Annotated in this window: 12 protein-coding genes, 1 tRNA gene and 1 pseudogene; 8 read left to right on the top strand and 6 right to left on the bottom strand. The window is 63.1% G+C overall.

Annotated features, from left to right (window positions below; translation table 11 throughout):
* Positions 1 to 26: 26 nt before the first annotated feature.
* The 5 genes from C5J24_RS29815 to C5J24_RS29795 all read right to left on the bottom strand — a co-directional run bounded on the left by C5J24_RS29815 (position 27) and on the right by C5J24_RS29795 (position 5,606).
* On the bottom strand, positions 27 to 1,832 hold the full coding sequence (locus tag C5J24_RS29815; RefSeq protein WP_105423235.1) for a PAS domain S-box protein: 1,806 nt from the start codon (positions 1,830 to 1,832) through the stop codon (positions 27 to 29).
* 223 nt (positions 1,833 to 2,055) lie between these two features.
* Positions 2,056 to 2,130 (bottom strand) — tRNA-Gly (locus tag C5J24_RS29810).
* 193 nt (positions 2,131 to 2,323) lie between these two features.
* Entirely contained in the window at positions 2,324 to 2,977 is a 654-nt protein-coding gene (locus tag C5J24_RS29805; RefSeq protein WP_105423233.1) for an Isoquinoline 1-oxidoreductase subunit, read from the bottom strand.
* Between the two features lie 13 nt (positions 2,978 to 2,990).
* Positions 2,991 to 5,144, bottom strand: a complete 2,154-nt coding sequence (locus C5J24_RS29800) for a xanthine dehydrogenase family protein molybdopterin-binding subunit (protein ID WP_105423231.1) — start codon at positions 5,142 to 5,144, stop codon at positions 2,991 to 2,993.
* Between the two features lie 3 nt (positions 5,145 to 5,147).
* Positions 5,148 to 5,606 (bottom strand): (2Fe-2S)-binding protein, encoded by a 459-nt coding sequence (locus C5J24_RS29795; protein WP_037081390.1) that lies wholly within the window; start codon positions 5,604 to 5,606, stop codon positions 5,148 to 5,150.
* A 309-nt stretch (positions 5,607 to 5,915) separates the two neighbouring features.
* On the opposite strand from C5J24_RS29795, the gene C5J24_RS29790 reads away from it, so the two are divergent.
* The 4 genes from C5J24_RS29790 (at position 5,916) to C5J24_RS29775 (ending at position 8,487) form a co-directional block, all read left to right on the top strand.
* Entirely contained in the window at positions 5,916 to 6,425 is a 510-nt protein-coding gene (locus C5J24_RS29790; RefSeq protein WP_105423229.1) for a prolyl-tRNA synthetase associated domain-containing protein, read from the top strand.
* A gap of 58 nt (positions 6,426 to 6,483) precedes the next feature.
* Positions 6,484 to 7,458: a thioredoxin gene (gene trxA, locus C5J24_RS29785; protein WP_105423227.1), complete on the top strand. Its 975-nt coding sequence runs from the start codon at positions 6,484 to 6,486 to the stop codon at positions 7,456 to 7,458.
* Positions 7,459 to 7,609: 151 nt separating this feature from the next.
* On the top strand, positions 7,610 to 8,287 hold the full coding sequence (locus tag C5J24_RS29780) for an LON peptidase substrate-binding domain-containing protein (protein ID WP_105403843.1): 678 nt from the start codon (positions 7,610 to 7,612) through the stop codon (positions 8,285 to 8,287).
* 11 nt (positions 8,288 to 8,298) lie between these two features.
* The gene (locus tag C5J24_RS29775) at positions 8,299 to 8,487 is read left to right on the top strand and encodes a Trm112 family protein (protein WP_037081395.1); all 189 of its coding nucleotides are present in this window, start codon (positions 8,299 to 8,301) and stop codon (positions 8,485 to 8,487) included.
* A 19-nt stretch (positions 8,488 to 8,506) separates the two neighbouring features.
* On the opposite strand, the pseudogene C5J24_RS29770 reads toward C5J24_RS29775, so the two are convergent.
* Positions 8,507 to 9,724: pseudogene (locus C5J24_RS29770) on the bottom strand (ubiquinone biosynthesis hydroxylase); the annotation flags it as partial.
* A gap of 84 nt (positions 9,725 to 9,808) precedes the next feature.
* On the opposite strand from C5J24_RS29770, the gene tesB reads away from it, so the two are divergent.
* The 4 genes from tesB to C5J24_RS29750 all read left to right on the top strand — a co-directional run bounded on the left by tesB (position 9,809) and on the right by C5J24_RS29750 (position 15,656).
* Positions 9,809 to 10,693 carry an acyl-CoA thioesterase II gene (gene tesB / locus C5J24_RS29765; protein ID WP_105423223.1) on the top strand — a complete coding sequence of 295 codons (885 nt, stop codon included), beginning with the start codon at positions 9,809 to 9,811 and terminating at the stop codon, positions 10,691 to 10,693.
* Between the two features lie 224 nt (positions 10,694 to 10,917).
* The gene (locus tag C5J24_RS29760; RefSeq protein ID WP_105403846.1) at positions 10,918 to 11,256 is read left to right on the top strand and encodes a P-II family nitrogen regulator; all 339 of its coding nucleotides are present in this window, start codon (positions 10,918 to 10,920) and stop codon (positions 11,254 to 11,256) included.
* A 29-nt stretch (positions 11,257 to 11,285) separates the two neighbouring features.
* Positions 11,286 to 12,713 carry an ammonium transporter gene (locus C5J24_RS29755; RefSeq protein ID WP_105423221.1) on the top strand — a complete coding sequence of 476 codons (1,428 nt, stop codon included), beginning with the start codon at positions 11,286 to 11,288 and terminating at the stop codon, positions 12,711 to 12,713.
* A gap of 243 nt (positions 12,714 to 12,956) precedes the next feature.
* Positions 12,957 to 15,656, top strand: coding sequence for a DNA translocase FtsK (locus tag C5J24_RS29750; RefSeq protein ID WP_105423219.1), 2,700 nt, complete (start codon positions 12,957 to 12,959; stop codon positions 15,654 to 15,656).
* The last annotated feature ends 19 nt before the right edge of the window (positions 15,657 to 15,675 follow it).

The following is a 15,675-nucleotide window of genomic DNA, read 5'->3' as shown; positions in this document are numbered from 1 at the left end:
AGCCGGCGGCGTTTGCCGTTTTCCGGTTATGTCGGCTGGATCATGCGGCGCAGTTCGCCTTCCAGCAGCGCCATGTTTACTGGTTTCCGGATGGTCGTCCGGTTTCTGAAACCGTGGTGATCATCGAGCTGCTCATATCCGGTGCAGAACAGGAAGGGCACGCCATGGGTCTGCAGCCATTCCGCAAATGGGTAGACGGGCTTTCCCCCGAGATTGACATCGAGGACTGCGACGTCGGGAAGCTGCGAGCCGTCGACCAGGCGCATGGCTTCATCGGCAGTTGCCGCCGGTCCGACAATTTCCCAGCCGCGCGATTCAAGTTCGCTGCAGAGCTCCATGGCGATGAGGGTCTCGTCCTCGACGACAAGTATCCGCCCCGCCGAGCCGGGTTCCGATGACCTCGGCGCGACCTCCTCGCCGAGGACCGAGCCGGCCGAAATGTCGGGACGGTAGACGGATCGGGGCAGAGTCGCGATCAGGCGCATACCGGTTGGCGGCCAGCTGATGTCGAGTTCGCCCGCCAATTGACGGGTGGCGACTTCCGTCACCAAGGTGGAGCCGAAACCCCTGGATTCCGGCTTCTGCACCGCTGGCCCGCCGGTCTCGGTCCAGCGGAGCTCCAGTTCCAGAGAGGGCAGGATGCGCCAGGAGACATCGACGCGCCCTTCCGTGACCGACAACGCCCCGTATTTGACGGCGTTGGTGGCAAGCTCGTGGATGAGGAGGCTGACCGGCTGCACGGTATTGGGGGTGAGAGTGACGGCGGGCCCGCCGATCATCAGCTGATTGACGTTCTGATAGGCCCGGGTTTCCTCGGTGAGGACCGCAGCGAGGTCTCCGCCCTGCCAACGGTTCTGGGCGAGCAGCGAGTGGGCGCGGCTCAGTGCCGAAACGCGGCCTCGAACTGCGACGATGAAAGCCTCCTTGGTTTCGGCACGGGTCAGAGAGACCAGCGCCTGCACAACCGCCAGGGCGTTCTTGGCCCGGTGATCGACCTCGCGGGCCAGCAACTGGCGGGAATCCTCGTTGGCCTTGCGTTCGGTGATGTCGCGCAAGATGACCGTTGCCAGCTTTCCGTCGCCGATCTGTACCTGCGAGATCGATGCCTCGACAGGGAATTCCTCGCCATTGGCGCGCAGCCCGCTGATCGCCCCCAATGCACCCATCCGGCGGTTTGTAACGCCGGTCTCCTTGAAGAGGCGGATATGTTCGGCATGCCCATGCCGAAACCGCTCGGGGATGAAGCGTTCGATCGGCGAGCCGATCGCATCCTCGCTTGCGATGCCGAACATGCGCTCGGCGGCCGGGTTGAACAGCACGATCCGCTGGCCTTCATCGACGGTGATCAGCGCATCCATCGCCGATTCCACGATCCCCTCCATGCGTCGCCGGCTTTCCAGCAGGGCATCCTCGGCGGCCTTTCGCTCGGTGATGTCGCGCAGGATGACGGTGGCCAGGCGCTCGCCGCCGATCTCCACCTGCGAGATCGACGCCTCGATCGGAAATTCCTGGCCGTCGGCGCGCAAACCGCTGATGGCACCCAGCGATCCCATCTGCCGGGTGGTCACGCCGGTTTCGGTGAAACGATGAATATGCGCCGCGTGGGTCGGGCGATGGCGTTCCGGCATGAAACGGGAGATGTGCTGGCCAAGCGCCTCGTTGGCCGCCAGCCCGAACATGCGCTCTGCGGCCGGATTGAACAGGATCACCCGTTGTTCGTCGTCAATAGTGATGATCCCGTCCATTGCAGAAGCGACGATGCCCTCGAGGCGTCGCATGGTTTCAATAGCGGTTTTCTCACTGAGCTTTGGGTGGTGCGGGCGAGATTCCATGACGGCAGATCTCCAGTTCAACCGCCGAATCACTGGTGCGATCGCATGGACGGTTGCAACTAATATGCCATCTCGCGCATTCGGTGAACATGCGGGAATCATTAAATTCATGGGGAAAGGTGCTGGAGCGAAAGCGCCCGCTTTGCGTCTGCAATCGGGGCGTCGCTGTCGAGCGTCTTGGCCCTGTGGCCGGGCTGGTAGAGTATAGTCTCAAAAGGGAATTTGGAGCGGGCGAAGGGATTCGAACCCTCGACCCCAACCTTGGCAAGGTTGTGCTCTACCACTGAGCTACACCCGCTCATCAATCCACCGGTCCGTGGTAGTAAAGCTTGACCGTGGCGTCGTGGCTCGTTGCCGGCGACGGGCGCTATATGGCCCAGTCCTTTTTCAAATGCAACAGGGAAATGACGATTGGCGCCAAGAAAAATTGCGATCCCGCCAAAGCCCCTGCAAACCGCCGGTTCCGGCCAGAACCGGCGGCTGCTTCATTCTCAGGAGGCCGGACAGGCCGCTCCGGACTTCACCCAGGCGCTGATCAGCTCGCCGAATTCGGCCTGGGTGCCCGGCACCGGTTCGCGTCCGGCACCCGGGTTCCAGCCCCAGCCGACCAGTTCGTCATGCGCCATGTGCTCGACGATCTGATCCATGGTCTTGCCGCCGTTACGGCCCGGGTCCTTGATCTGCTGGCAGATCTGGCCGAGCGACTTGCCGACCCAGGCCATTTCGATCGGTGCGAGATGCCAGGCGGGATTGCCCGGAATGCTCTTGATCGTGTCGGCCTGGCCGACAACGGGCGTGTTTTCCGCACTGTGGCAGGTGGTGCATTGCATGCCTGGCAGGCCCATGCCGCCGTCGCCGCGGACCACCGGCGGCTGGTGCGGGTGCATGTTGGCGCCCTGCAGCGGCCGTTCGGTCGCCGGGTGACAGTTGACGCAGCGCGGGTGCTGGATGACCTTGCCGGCCTCCTGGAAGAGCGCCACGGAGCGTTCCCGCTGGTTGGCGATCGTCTCGAAGGACGCGGCGGGCTTCAGCGTCTTGGCGTCTGTCTTGGCGTCCTGGGCGACCGAGGTGGGCGACAGCAGCGTGCCGGCGCCCACGAAAAGACAGAGGGTAGCGACGCCGGTGATAGCGAGTTTCCAATTCATCGGGGTTTGATCCTCAGGACGAAACGATGTTGACGATAGGCAGCTGCCGGACCGGCGCTCCCGTCAGGCGACGCCAGGCATTGGCAACCGCCGGACCGACAGGCGGCACGCCAGGTTCGCCGACGCCGCTCGGCTTTTCGCTCGACTTGATGATCTCCACCGCCACGTCCGGCATCTCGTTGATGCGGATGGAGCGGTAGTCGTGGAAGTTCGACTGCACGATCTTGCCGCCCTTGGCCAACGTCACCGCGTCGAAGAGAACCGCGCCGAGGCCGTAGCCGATGCCGCCTTCCATCTGCGCCTTGATGACGTTCGGATTGACGGCGACGCCGCAATCGACCGCACACCAGACCTTGTGGACACGCGGTGCGCCTTCCGGCCCGATCGAGACTTCGACGACCTGGCCGACGAAGCTGCCGAAGCTCTCGACCACCGCAACGCCGCGGGCGCGGCCTTCCGGAGCCGGCGAGCCCCAGTTGGCCATTTCAGCAGCCTTCCTCAGCACGCCTGCATGACGCGGCTTTTCGCCAAGCAGCGCAAGCCGTCCCTCGACCGGATCCTTGCCGATCTTCTGGAACAGCTCGTCGACGAAGGTCTCGACTGCAAAGCCGGTATGGGTGTGGCCGACCGATCGCCACCAGAGCGGCGGGATGGAGAGCTGGACGTTATGGGCGCTGACCTTCAGGTTCGGGATCGTGTAGGGCAGGTTCGAAGCACCTTCGACGGAGCTCTCGTCGAGATCCGCCTTGCCCATGATCGACTGGCCGACGATCACCTGTTCCCAGGCCGTGATCTGGCCCTGCGCATTGATGGCGCCACGCATCCTGTGGGCATACATCGGGCGGTAGAAGCCGCCGCGAATGTCGTCCTCGCGGGTCCACATGTGCTTCAGGGGGCGGCTACGATCGGTGGCGGCATAGACGGCTGCCGCTTCCTGTATGTAGGGCGAGCCGAACTGCGCCTTGCGGCCGAAGCTGCCGCCGGCGAGCTGGGTGTTCACCCTGACCTTCGCCTCGTCGAGCCCGAGGACCTTGGCGGCGACCGACTGGTCCATGCCCGGGAACTGGGCGCCGTTATAGATATCGACCGATCCGTCGGCCGCCTTGATGAAGACGGCGTCGAGCGGTTCCATCGGCGCATGCGCCAGGAAGGGGAAGACGATCTCGGCTTCCACGGTCTGCAGGCCGGACGCCTTGAAGGCGTCGTCGACATTGCCGTTATTGGTCGCTTCAAGCCCCTTTTCGGCGAAGAGCTTCCGGTAATCGGCGGAAAGTTCTTCCGAGGAGCGGGTTTCGGCCTTGGAGAGGTCCCATTCGATGCTCAGCGCATCGCGGCCCTTGAGCGCCGCAAACGTGTTGTCCGCATAAACGGCAATGCCCGACGGCACCTGCTTCACGTCGACCACGCCCTGCACCTTGCGGGCTTCGGCATCGTCGAAGCTCTTCACCGTCGCGCCGAAATGCTCCGGATGGGCGACGACGGCGATCAGCAGGTTGTCCGGCGTGATGTCGAGCGTAAAGATCGCCGTGCCGTTGGTCTTGCCGTGGGTGTCGAGCTTCGGCAGGTCGGTGCCGATCAGCACGAAATCCTTGGGGTCTTTGAGTTTCGGCTCGGCAGGCGGCGTCTGGCGGGTAGCCTTTTCGGCAAATGCGCCGAAACCGCTCTCCTTGTTGGAGCCGGCGTGCCTGATGCGGCCCTTCTGGACGGTGATCTCGGAGGCCGGCACCTTCCAGTCTTCGGCGGCGGCCGCGACCAGCATCGCCCGCGCGGTGGCGCCTGCCTTGCGCATCTGCTCGTAGGAATTGGCAATCGCGCTCGAACCGCCGGTTCCCTGCAGGCCGAAACTCAGGTTGGCATAGACCTTGTTGTCGGTCGGCGAATGGACGGCGCGCATCTGGCTCCAGTCGGCATCGAGTTCTTCTGCCACCAGCGTGGCAAGGCCGGTGAATGGGCCCTGGCCGAATTCGATGTGCTTGGAAAGCACGGTCACGGTGTCGTCGGTGCCGATCTTGACGAAGGCATTCATCGGCGCAAGCGCCGGATCGCCGCCGGCGTGCACGCCGGTTTGGGCAGCGGAGAGCATCTTTGGCGCAATCGCGACGCCGATGACGAGGCCGGAGCCGGCGAGAAAACCGCGGCGGGTGGTGTTGATGTCCTGGATGGTCATTGCTCAGCCCTCCATCGAATTGGCGGCGTTGTGGATTGCCGCGCGGATGCGATGGTAGGTGGCGCATCGACAGATATTGCCGGTCATCGCGCCGTCGATATCGGCATCCGTCGGCTTCGGCACCATCTGCAGCAGGGCGACTGCCGACATGACCTGTCCGGACTGGCAGTAACCGCATTGGGGCACGTCAAGGCCCGCCCAGGCCGTCTTCACCGCATCGGCTTCCTTGCCGGAAACACCTTCGATGGTGACCACGTCCGAACCTTCGATCGTCGCGATTGGGGTCACGCAGGAGCGGCGCGGCATACCGTCCAGATGTACCGTGCAGGCGCCGCACTGGGCGACGCCGCAGCCGTATTTGGTGCCGGTGAGTTTTTCGAAGTCGCGGATGACCCAGAGAAGTGGGGTGTCGGGGTCGCCGTCGAACGTTCTTTCCTGTCCGTTGAGCGTGAAGGTGACCATGAGGCAGACCTTTCAGTTAAGAAGCCGGGCGCTGCGCCGGCCTTGGAGATTGAGCGGCTAATATCGGCCGGGGCCGGTATCGAGGGCGCGAAACAGTGCGCGAAAAAACCTGAGTGAACTGGAGTCTTTATTATTTATCAATTGGCTGCCGACCGCCGATCGGATGCCGCAGACCGGTTCCACGTCTGATTAGATGGTCGGCCGTCAGACCAGGTCAAGCGCCTCACGAGATCGTGTGCACCTGCCTTGGCCGGCCCAACCATTCCGGTTATAGTCCGCCCGCCCGCCAACAGAGCCAATTCCATCAGCATGACAGAGACAAAGCCGAAAACCGCCGAGGATCTTTTCCGTTTCCTCGACAGCCTGGATATTCCCCATTCGACCAAGACGCACCCGCCGGTTTTCACCGTGGCGGAATCCGAAAGCCTGCGTGACGAAATCCCCGGAGGCCATACGAAGAACCTGTTCGTGAAGGACAAGAAGGACCAGTATTTCGTCCTGACGGTCGAGGAGCGCGCGACGGTCGACCTGAAGACCGTGCACAAGGTGATCGGAGCGTCGAGCCGCGTCTCGTTCGGCCGGCCCGAAATGCTTCTGGAATATCTCGGCGTGGTTCCCGGTTCGGTGACGGTATTCGGCGCGTTCAACGATACGGGCCGAAATGTTACCTTCGTGCTCGACGAAGACCTCCTGAAGCACGACATCATCAATGGCCATCCGCTGTCGAACGATGCCACGACCTCCATTGCCAGCAGCGATCTCATCCGCTTTCTCGAGGCGACCGGCCACGCGCCGCTTGTCTTGAAAGTGACAGACTGACATACGATCTTTGCAGCCTATATGGCAAAGATGCGAAAGCGTTCCCGGGAGAACATTCATGAGCGGCAGCAATAACCCCTATGGCGGTTCCTACGGCGGGCAGATGACTGCTTCGGCAAGCTTTGGGGCGGCGCCGGCCGCATCGGGTCCTGCCGGGGTCTATGTATCCGACACCAGCACCGCCGGCTTCACCAAGGACGTGCTCGAAGAATCGCGCCGCCAGCCGGTTCTCGTCGATTTCTGGGCGCCCTGGTGCGGTCCATGCAAGCAGCTGACGCCGGTGCTCGAAAAGGTCGTCAACGAAGGCCAGGGCCGGGTCAAGCTCGTCAAGATGAATATCGATGATCACCCGTCGATCCCGGGCCAGCTCGGCATCCAGTCGATCCCGGCCGTCATCGCCTTCGTCGACGGCCGTCCGGTCGACGGTTTCATGGGCGCGGTGCCGGAAAGCCAGGTTCGCCAGTTCATCGACAAGCTCGCAGGACCTCCAGGCGCCGATCAGGCTGCCGAGATCGAAGCGGCTCTCGCCGAAGCAGAGACCCTGCTTGCCGGCGGTGAAATCCAGGAAGCCGCCCAGCTTTACGGCGCCGTCCTGCAGGCCGATCCGGAAAATGCCAAGGCTGCCGCCGGGATGATGCAGTGCCTGATCGCCACGGGCGAGACGGCGCGTGCCAGCCAGATGCTCGCCTCCCTGCCGGAAGAGCTTGCCAAGGAACCGGCGATCCAGGCGGTCGCCAAGAAGCTCGAGCAGATCGAGGAAGCCCGCAAGCTCGGCGATCCGGTGGCTCTCGAGCGCCAGCTCGATGCCAACCCGGACGACCACGATGCCCGCCTGAAGCTCGCCAAGATCCTCAACGTCCAGGGCGAACGGGACAAGGCTGCCGAGCACCTGCTGACGATCATGCGCAAGGACCGCACGTTCGACGACGACGGCGCCCGCCGCCAGCTCCTGGCATTCTTTGATGTCTGGGGACCGAAGGATCCGGCGACGATCGCCGCCCGCCGCCGCCTGTCCTCAATCCTGTTTTCGTAGACGGGGACCTGTTTTCGTAAACACGGGTCCGTGTTCGCAGCCAAGGCCAATCCTCAAGGATTGGCCTTGCGTTCTCCGGTGGGTGCCCCACATTATTCCGAGCGGCGAATCTTTGGTCTGAGCCAGTGGTCGTCTGGGAGGTGTCGGACCCATGCATGTGGGAAATGCGAGATATCTGAAGCGGGAGGATCTGCCGGAGACGGTTCCTGTCTTTCCTCTTACCGGCGCGTTGCTTCTGCCGGGCGGACAGCTGCCGCTCAACATCTTCGAGCCACGGTATCTCGCCATGTTCGACGCGGCGCTTGCAGGTAACCGGCTGATCGGTATCGTACAGCCGTCGTTGCTTGAATCCGGCGAGGCCGTCGAAGGCCCGCGGGCTCCGCTCTCGACGGTCGGCTGCATCGGCCGCATCACATCGTTTGCCGAAACCGGCGACGGCCGATACATCACCTCGATCAGCGGCATTTGCCGGTTCCGGCTCATCGAAGAAGTGGGCCACGGCCATCCCTATCGCACCTTCAAGATCGCGCCGATGATGACGGACCTCTCCACCGAGGACGACGAGGGTACGGTCGACCGCGCCGAATTGCTGCGCGTCTTCCGCGCCTATCTCGACGCCAACAAGCTGGAGGCGGATTGGGAAAGCGTCGAGCGCGCCGGCAACCGCACGCTCGTCAACTCCCTGTCGATGATGTCGCCCTTCGGGCCTGCCGAGAAGCAGGCCCTCCTCGAAGCGCCGGACCTGCGCACGCGCGCCGAAACGCTGATCGCCATCACGGAAATCCTGCTGGCGCGCGATTTCGGCGATTCCGACACCATCCTCCAGTAAGGCCCAAGCGCATGGACGAGAAACTCAGCAAGGTCGATCCGAAACTGCTCGACCTGCTCGTCTGCCCGCTCTCCAAGAGCCGGCTGTCCCTCAACCGGGAGACCAACGAGCTCATCTCCCAGAAGGCGCAACTTGCCTACCCGATCCGCGACGGTATCCCGATCATGCTGATTTCCGAGGCCCGCAAGATCGAAGACTGAGAGGCTGTCGGACGCGTGGTTAGATCGCCTCGCCCGCGAGCAGTTTGGGGCCTTCTTCGCCGCTCTTTCCGGCCGCCTGGTCGATGAAGAAGGTCTTCAGCTTCGGGAGTTTTTCGACGATGCCGAGGCCGAAGTCGCGGGCGATGCGGATCGGAGTGATGTCGTTGGAGAACAGCCGGTTCAGCACGTCGGTGGTAACCCCCATGCGGAACGTATCGAACCGCCGCCAGGACTGGTAGCGCTCCAGCACGTTGAGCGCGCCGATGTCGAGGCCGAGCCGGTCGGCTTCGACCACCGTCTCGGCGAGTGCCGCGACGTCCTTGAAGCCGAGATTGAGGCCCTGGCCGGAAATCGGATGGATGCCGTGCGCCGCATCGCCGGCAAGGGCGACGCGCGGGGCCACGAAGGCGCGGGCAAGCGTCAGACCGAGCGGGAAGGCGCGTTTGTCGCCGGCCACCGTCAGCTCGCCGAGCTTATGGCCGAAACGGCGCTGCAGCTCTTCCTCGAACACCAGATCGTCGGCGGCGACCAGCCGGTTGGCCTCCGCCGTCCGTTCGGTCCACACCAGCGAGGAACGGTTGTTGGTGAGCGGCAGGATGGCAAACGGGCCGGACGGCAGGAAATGTTCTTCCGCCACGCCTTCATGCGGCCGCTCGTGGGCAACCGTCGCGACGATGCCCGACTGGCCGTAATCCCAGGTGACGGTCTTGATGCCAGCCATGTCGCGCAGTTTGGAGCGCACGCCGTCGCAGGCGACCAGAAGGCGGGTCTCGACCGTCGAGCCGTCGGAGAGCGATACGGTGCAACGGGTGCTGCCGGACTGGAAGCCGGTGGCGGAAAGTCCGTGGCGGATGGCAATCCCGAGGCGTTCGGCGGCGCCGCGCAGGGCCCGCACCATGGCGACGTTCGGCACCATGTGGGCAAACGGCCTGCCCTCCTCGATTTCGCCGTCGAAGGTCAGGAAGACCGGCCGCACCGGATCGGACGTGCGGCTGTCGGTGACGACCATCCGGTTGATCGGCTGGGCGTCCACGGCAATCTCGTTCCAGACGCCGATGACGTCGAGCATGCAGGTTGCGGCGGCGATGATGGCGGAGGCCCGCTCGTCCTTTTCCCAGACGCCGGCAGGAGCCGCCTCGATCACCTCGACCTGCAGATGCGGTGCCGCCTGCTTGACCGCGACGGCGGCGGCGAGACCCACATAACCGCCTCCTACAACCAGCATGTCCAGCATTTGCCTAAACTCCCGTGAGACTTGAGAATATCATGTGGTGGATATAGATCATCCGACAGCCGCTTCCTATCGCCGGAGTTCGTCATAATGTCGCGCCAGACCGAATCCCCCTCCGCCATGGAACAGCTCATCGCCACCCTCGACCTCGAAAAGCTCGAGGAGAACATCTATCGCGGCACCAGTCCCGATGTCGGCTGGCAGCGGGTATTCGGCGGCCAGGTGATCGCCCAGGCCCTGATGGCCGCCCAGCGGACCGTCGAGGCCGATCGTTTCGTGCATTCGCTGCATGCCTATTTCATGCGCCCCGGCGATCCTTCCGTTCCGATCCTCTATCAGGTGGAGCGTATCCGCGACGGGTCAAGCTTCACCACCCGCCGGGCGGTGGCAGTGCAGCACGGCAAGGCGATCTTTGCCATGTCCGCCTCCTTCCAGGTGGAGGAGGGCGGTTATGATCACCAGATCGACATGCCTTCGGTGACCCAGCCGGAGGATCTGATGGGGGAGAAGGAGTTCAAAGAACTCTTCCTCAAGAAGGCGCCGGAGAACGTGCGTCGCTACTGGAGCCGGGAGCGGCCGATCGAAGTGCGCCCGACCTCGCTCGTGCATTATCTGACCAGGGACAAGCTCGAACCACGGCAGGACATCTGGGTCCGGACTGTCGGCGAGGTGCCGTCCGACCGCCACTATCAGGCAGCCGTGCTCGCCTATCTCTCCGACATGACGCTGCTCGATGCGTCGCTTTATCCGCACGGTACGTCAATCTTCGATCCGATGCTTCAGGCGGCGAGCCTCGACCACGCCATGTGGTTTCACAGGCCCGCCACATTCGACGACTGGCTCCTCTACACGCAGGACAGCCCGAGCGCTTCCGGCGCCCGCGGAATGACCCGCGGCAGCATTTACACCCGTTCTGGCACACTGATCGCTTCGGTCGCCCAGGAAGGACTGATTCGGAAAAAGGCAAATGATTAATAGTTGTGCAATTTTTCAATTTTGCACAAGTTTTGGACGTATTTGCGCCATCCAAATGCCCGTTTTTTGAGACCTGCGTTGTAAACCTTTACATTTCAATAACTTATAGACGTCATCGAAACTGGCACGCCCCTTGAATGTATCTCGTCAGTCGTTGTCATGATCTTGACGTCGATGAGGAGAGTCGGCCTTGGCCGAGGACAAACAAAGGATGGGAAAGCCAGATGAAAATCGTGATGGCCATTATCAAGCCGTTCAAGCTGGATGAGGTGCGCGAAGCCCTCACGGCTGTCGGTATCCAGGGCCTGACCGTGACCGAAGTCAAAGGTTACGGGCGCCAAAAGGGACACACCGAAATCTATCGCGGTACCGAATATGCCGTAAGTTTTCTGCCAAAGCTGAAGATCGAAATCGCAGTCCCCTCCGACCTCGTCGAAAAGGCCGTGGAAGCGATCGCTTCGGCCGCCAAGACAGGCCAGATCGGCGACGGCAAGATCTTCGTCTATTCGATCGAGCAGGCCGTGCGCATCCGTACCGGCGAAACCAACACAGAAGCGCTTTAAGCACGGCTTGACAGGGGAGTTTTTTAGCTATGCAATTTAATAGGATTTCCACTCTGGGGCGCCTGAGTGCCGCTGCCGCGGCGCTTCTCGCGCCCGCCGTCGCCTTTGCGCAGACGGCTGCCGCACCGGCCGCTGAAGCTGCAGCCGCAGCTCCGGCCATGACGGTCGACAAGGGCGATACGACCTGGATGCTGATTTCTTCCATCCTTGTCCTGCTGATGATCGTGCCTGGTCTGGCACTGTTCTACGGCGGTCTCGTTCGCGCCAAGAACATGCTCTCGGTTCTCATGCAGGTCATGATGATCGCTGCCGTGGCGATGATTGTCTGGGTCACCTACGGTTATTCGCTCGCCTTCACTGACGGCGGCTCGATCAACAGCTTCATCGGCGGCTTCTCCAAGATGTTCCTTGCAGGCGTCGATACGACGACGATGTCGGAAAGCTTCACCAAGGGTGCGGCCATTCCGGAACTCGCCTTCGTTTGCTTCCAGATGACCTTCGCGGCCATCACCCCTGCGCTGATCATCGGTGCGTTTGCCGAACGTATCAAGTTCTCGGCGGTCATCCTCTTCACCATCCTGTGGCTCACCTTCGTCTACTTCCCGATGGCCCATATGGTCTGGTTCTGGGGCGGCCCGAGCGCCTATTCCGGCCCGACCGGCCTGATCTTCGGCTTCGGCGCGATCGACTTCGCAGGCGGCACCGTCGTCCACATCAACGCTGGTATCGCAGGTCTCGTCGGCGCCATCATGGTCGGCAAGCGCACCGGCTTCGGCAAGGATATGATGGCTCCGCACTCGATGACGCTGACCATGGTCGGCGCAGCACTTCTGTGGGTCGGTTGGTTCGGCTTCAATGCCGGTTCGAACCTCGAAGCCAATGCCTACGCTGCTCTTGCAATGATGAACACCTTCGTTGCGACCGCTGCCGCTATCGTTGCCTGGGCCCTCGTTGAAACCTTCGCTCGCGGCAAGGCTTCGATGCTGGGTGCTGCTTCGGGTGCTGTTGCCGGTCTCGTCGTGGTCACACCGGCTGCCGGCTTCGTCGGCCCGATGGGTGCTATCATCATGGGCCTGATCGTCTCGCCGGTCTGCTACTTCTTCGTCTCGACCGTCAAGAACAAGTTCGGTTACGACGATACGGCTGACGTCTTCGGCGTACACGGCATCGGCGGTATCATCGGTGCGATCCTCACCGGCGTGTTCGTCAACCCGGCTCTCGGTGGCGCAGGCATCGTCGACTATTCGACGGCTGACTTCGCTGCAAGCTATGCCGGCACGGCAACCCAGGTCTGGGCTCAGTTCAAGGGCGTGATCGTCACTGTCCTGTGGTCCGGCATCGGTTCCGCGATCCTCTACAAGATCGTCGATCTGATCGTCGGCCTGCGCGTCACCGTCGAAGCCGAACGCGAAGGTCTCGACCTTTCGACCCACGGCGAAGCCGCTTATCACTCCTGATCAACGATTTGCGGCGGCGGGCAACCGCCGCCGTGGCAGATCACCCCGCAGCTTCCTCGCAAGCTGCATTGGCCCGGGTTTCGACCCGGGCTTTTTCATTCATGTTTTCAGCCTTCGCCGGGCTCGTTTTGGTTAAAGGGACATTAACCACCGTCGCGCTATTCTCCGCTGGAATTGCGTGAATCAGGTCTCAGGCTGCCGATTCGCGCTTGGAGTTGCGTTTAAGGACGGCGGACAGACACGATGGGCAGAAGCAGTTCAGCGGCTATGGCAAACCGGTCCACCCGCCTGGTGCTCACCGCTTTCGTGTGGCGCCAGGCGCTGGCACTCGCCGGTTTCGGGATCTTCCTCGCATTGGCGCTGGCGGTTGCTGCACTGGCGACCTGGAACGTCGCCGATCCGAGCTTCTCCTACGCGACCGACAATGCACCGACCAATATTCTCGGCTTTCCGGGTGCGGCCTTCGCCGACCTGATGATGCAGTTCCTCGGGCTTGCAAGTCTCGTCGCCCTGCTGCCGGTGCTCGCTTTCGCCCTGGCTTTGATCGCCGGGCGCAAATACGACCGCGTTCCGGCGCGCCTTGCGGCCTGGGGCGGCGGCACGCTGCTCGCCTCCGCGACATTGGGCTGCTTTCCCGCGCCGCTCACCTGGCCGATCCCAAACGGCACCGGCGGCGTCATCGGCGACATGATCCTGCGCTTCCCGGCGTTGTTCGTCGGCGCCTATCCGACAGGTACCGTGGCGATGGTGCTCGGTTGCCTGTTCATCATCCCCTGCGCCTGGCTGATGCTGTTTGCCTCCGGCCTTGTCGGCGAAGCCTTCGAGGAGGATGCCGAGGACGACGACCAGCCGGTTGCGGCGGCAAAAACCCGTTCCAAGCGTGAAGAGGTCGAGGAAGAGGACGACGAGGACCGGTTTGCCGGTTTCCTGGCGTTCGGCGCCATCGCTCACTACTGGTATATCGCCCAAGCCAGATTGCGTCGCCTTGCCGGCATCAAGCCGCGCAGCCGGATGGATTTCGACCAGCCCTACGATTTCAACGAGGACGAGTTCGGGACGCTGAACGAGCCGGTCCGCGCGCGAGCGGCATCCGTGACCCCCGGCCGTCGCATGGAGCCCTCGCTCGACGGTCCCGCCGAGCGGGTCACCTCGCCGCGTCGGGTGGTGGCGGCTCCACCGATTTCCCGCCATGACGATGACGACGACTACGATCCGCCCTTCGACCTGGACGATATGCCGCCGCGTCCGGCCGGCATCCTTGCCGATGACGACGAGGACGATGATGCACCGTTCGTCGCCTCGCGCGCACCGCAGACCGTCAACGGCGTACGCGTCCAGCAGCGCGTGGCGCCGTCGGCCGCGCCGCCGAAGCCGAGCGCCCGTGTTGCCCGCGAAGCCCAGGGCTCGTTCATCGCGCCGGACGGTTTTCAGCTTCCCTCCGTGCATCTGCTGAACGAACCGAAGGCCGTCGCCCGCGACGCTTCGCTGTCGGCCGATGCGCTGGAACAGAACGCCCGGCTGCTCGAAGGCGTTCTCGAAGATTTCGGGGTCAAGGGCGAGATCATCCATGTTCGCCCCGGCCCGGTCGTCACGCTTTACGAACTCGAGCCCGCGCCAGGCATCAAGTCGTCGCGCGTCATCGGCCTTGCGGACGATATCGCCCGTTCGATGAGCGCGATCGCCGCCCGCGTCGCCGTCGTTCCCGGCCGCAATGCGATCGGCATCGAACTGCCGAACCGCACCCGCGAGACGGTCTATCTGCGCGAAATGATCGGCTCCAAGGATTTCGAGGGCAGCAAGGCGAAGCTCGCCATGGCGCTCGGCAAGACGATCGGCGGCGAGCCCGTCGTGGCCGACCTCGCCAAGATGCCGCACCTGCTCGTCGCCGGCACCACCGGTTCGGGCAAATCCGTCGCCATCAACACGATGATCCTGTCGCTTCTCTACCGCTATACGCCGGAGAAGTGCCGCCTGATCATGATCGACCCGAAAATGCTCGAACTCTCAGTCTATGACGGCATCCCGCACCTCCTGTCGCCTGTCGTGACCGATCCCAAAAAGGCCGTCGTCGCGCTCAAGTGGACCGTCCGCGAGATGGAAGAGCGCTACAAGAAGATGTCCAAGATTGGCGTGCGCAATATCGACGGCTTCAACAGCCGCGTCGAGCAGGCGCTGGAAAAGGGCGAGGTGCTGACCCGCACCGTTCAGACCGGTTTCGACCGCCATACCGGCGAAGCCATGTACGAGACCGAGGAATTCGATCTCCAGCCGATCCCCTATATCGTCGTGATCATCGACGAAATGGCCGACCTGATGATGGTCGCCGGCAAGGACATCGAAGGTGCCGTGCAGCGCCTGGCGCAGATGGCGCGTGCCGCCGGCATTCATGTGATCATGGCGACCCAGCGCCCGTCGGTCGACGTCATCACCGGCACGATCAAGGCCAACTTCCCGACCCGCATCTCCTTCCAGGTGACGTCGAAGATCGACAGCCGCACCATTCTCGGCGAGCAGGGCGCCGAACAGCTGCTCGGCATGGGCGACATGCTCTACATGGCCGGCGGCGGCCGCATCCAGCGCGTCCACGGGCCTTTCGTCTCCGATACGGAGGTCGAAGACATCGTCGCCTACTTGAAAACTCAGGGGCACCCCCAATATCTCGATGCGATCACGGCCGATGACGACGAGGACGGTGACGGTTCCGGCCCGGCCGGCATGTCCAACCTCGCGGAGTCGGACGACCCTTACGACCAGGCGGTGGCGATCGTGCTGCGGGACGGCAAGGCGTCGACGTCCTATGTCCAGCGCCGTCTCGGCATCGGTTACAACCGTGCCGCTTCGCTCATCGAGCGGATGGAGCAGGAAGGGCTGATCGGGCCGGCCAACCACGCTGGCAAACGCGAAATCCTGGTGCCGACAGAGGGTGACATCCTCGAACGGTAAGGCTTTCGTGATCGCCACG

Source organism: Neorhizobium sp. T25_27 (assembly GCF_002968565.1).
GTDB classification, from domain to species: Bacteria; Pseudomonadota; Alphaproteobacteria; order Rhizobiales; family Rhizobiaceae; genus Neorhizobium; species Neorhizobium tomejilense.
This window is presented reverse-complemented; position numbering and strand designations above follow the sequence as displayed.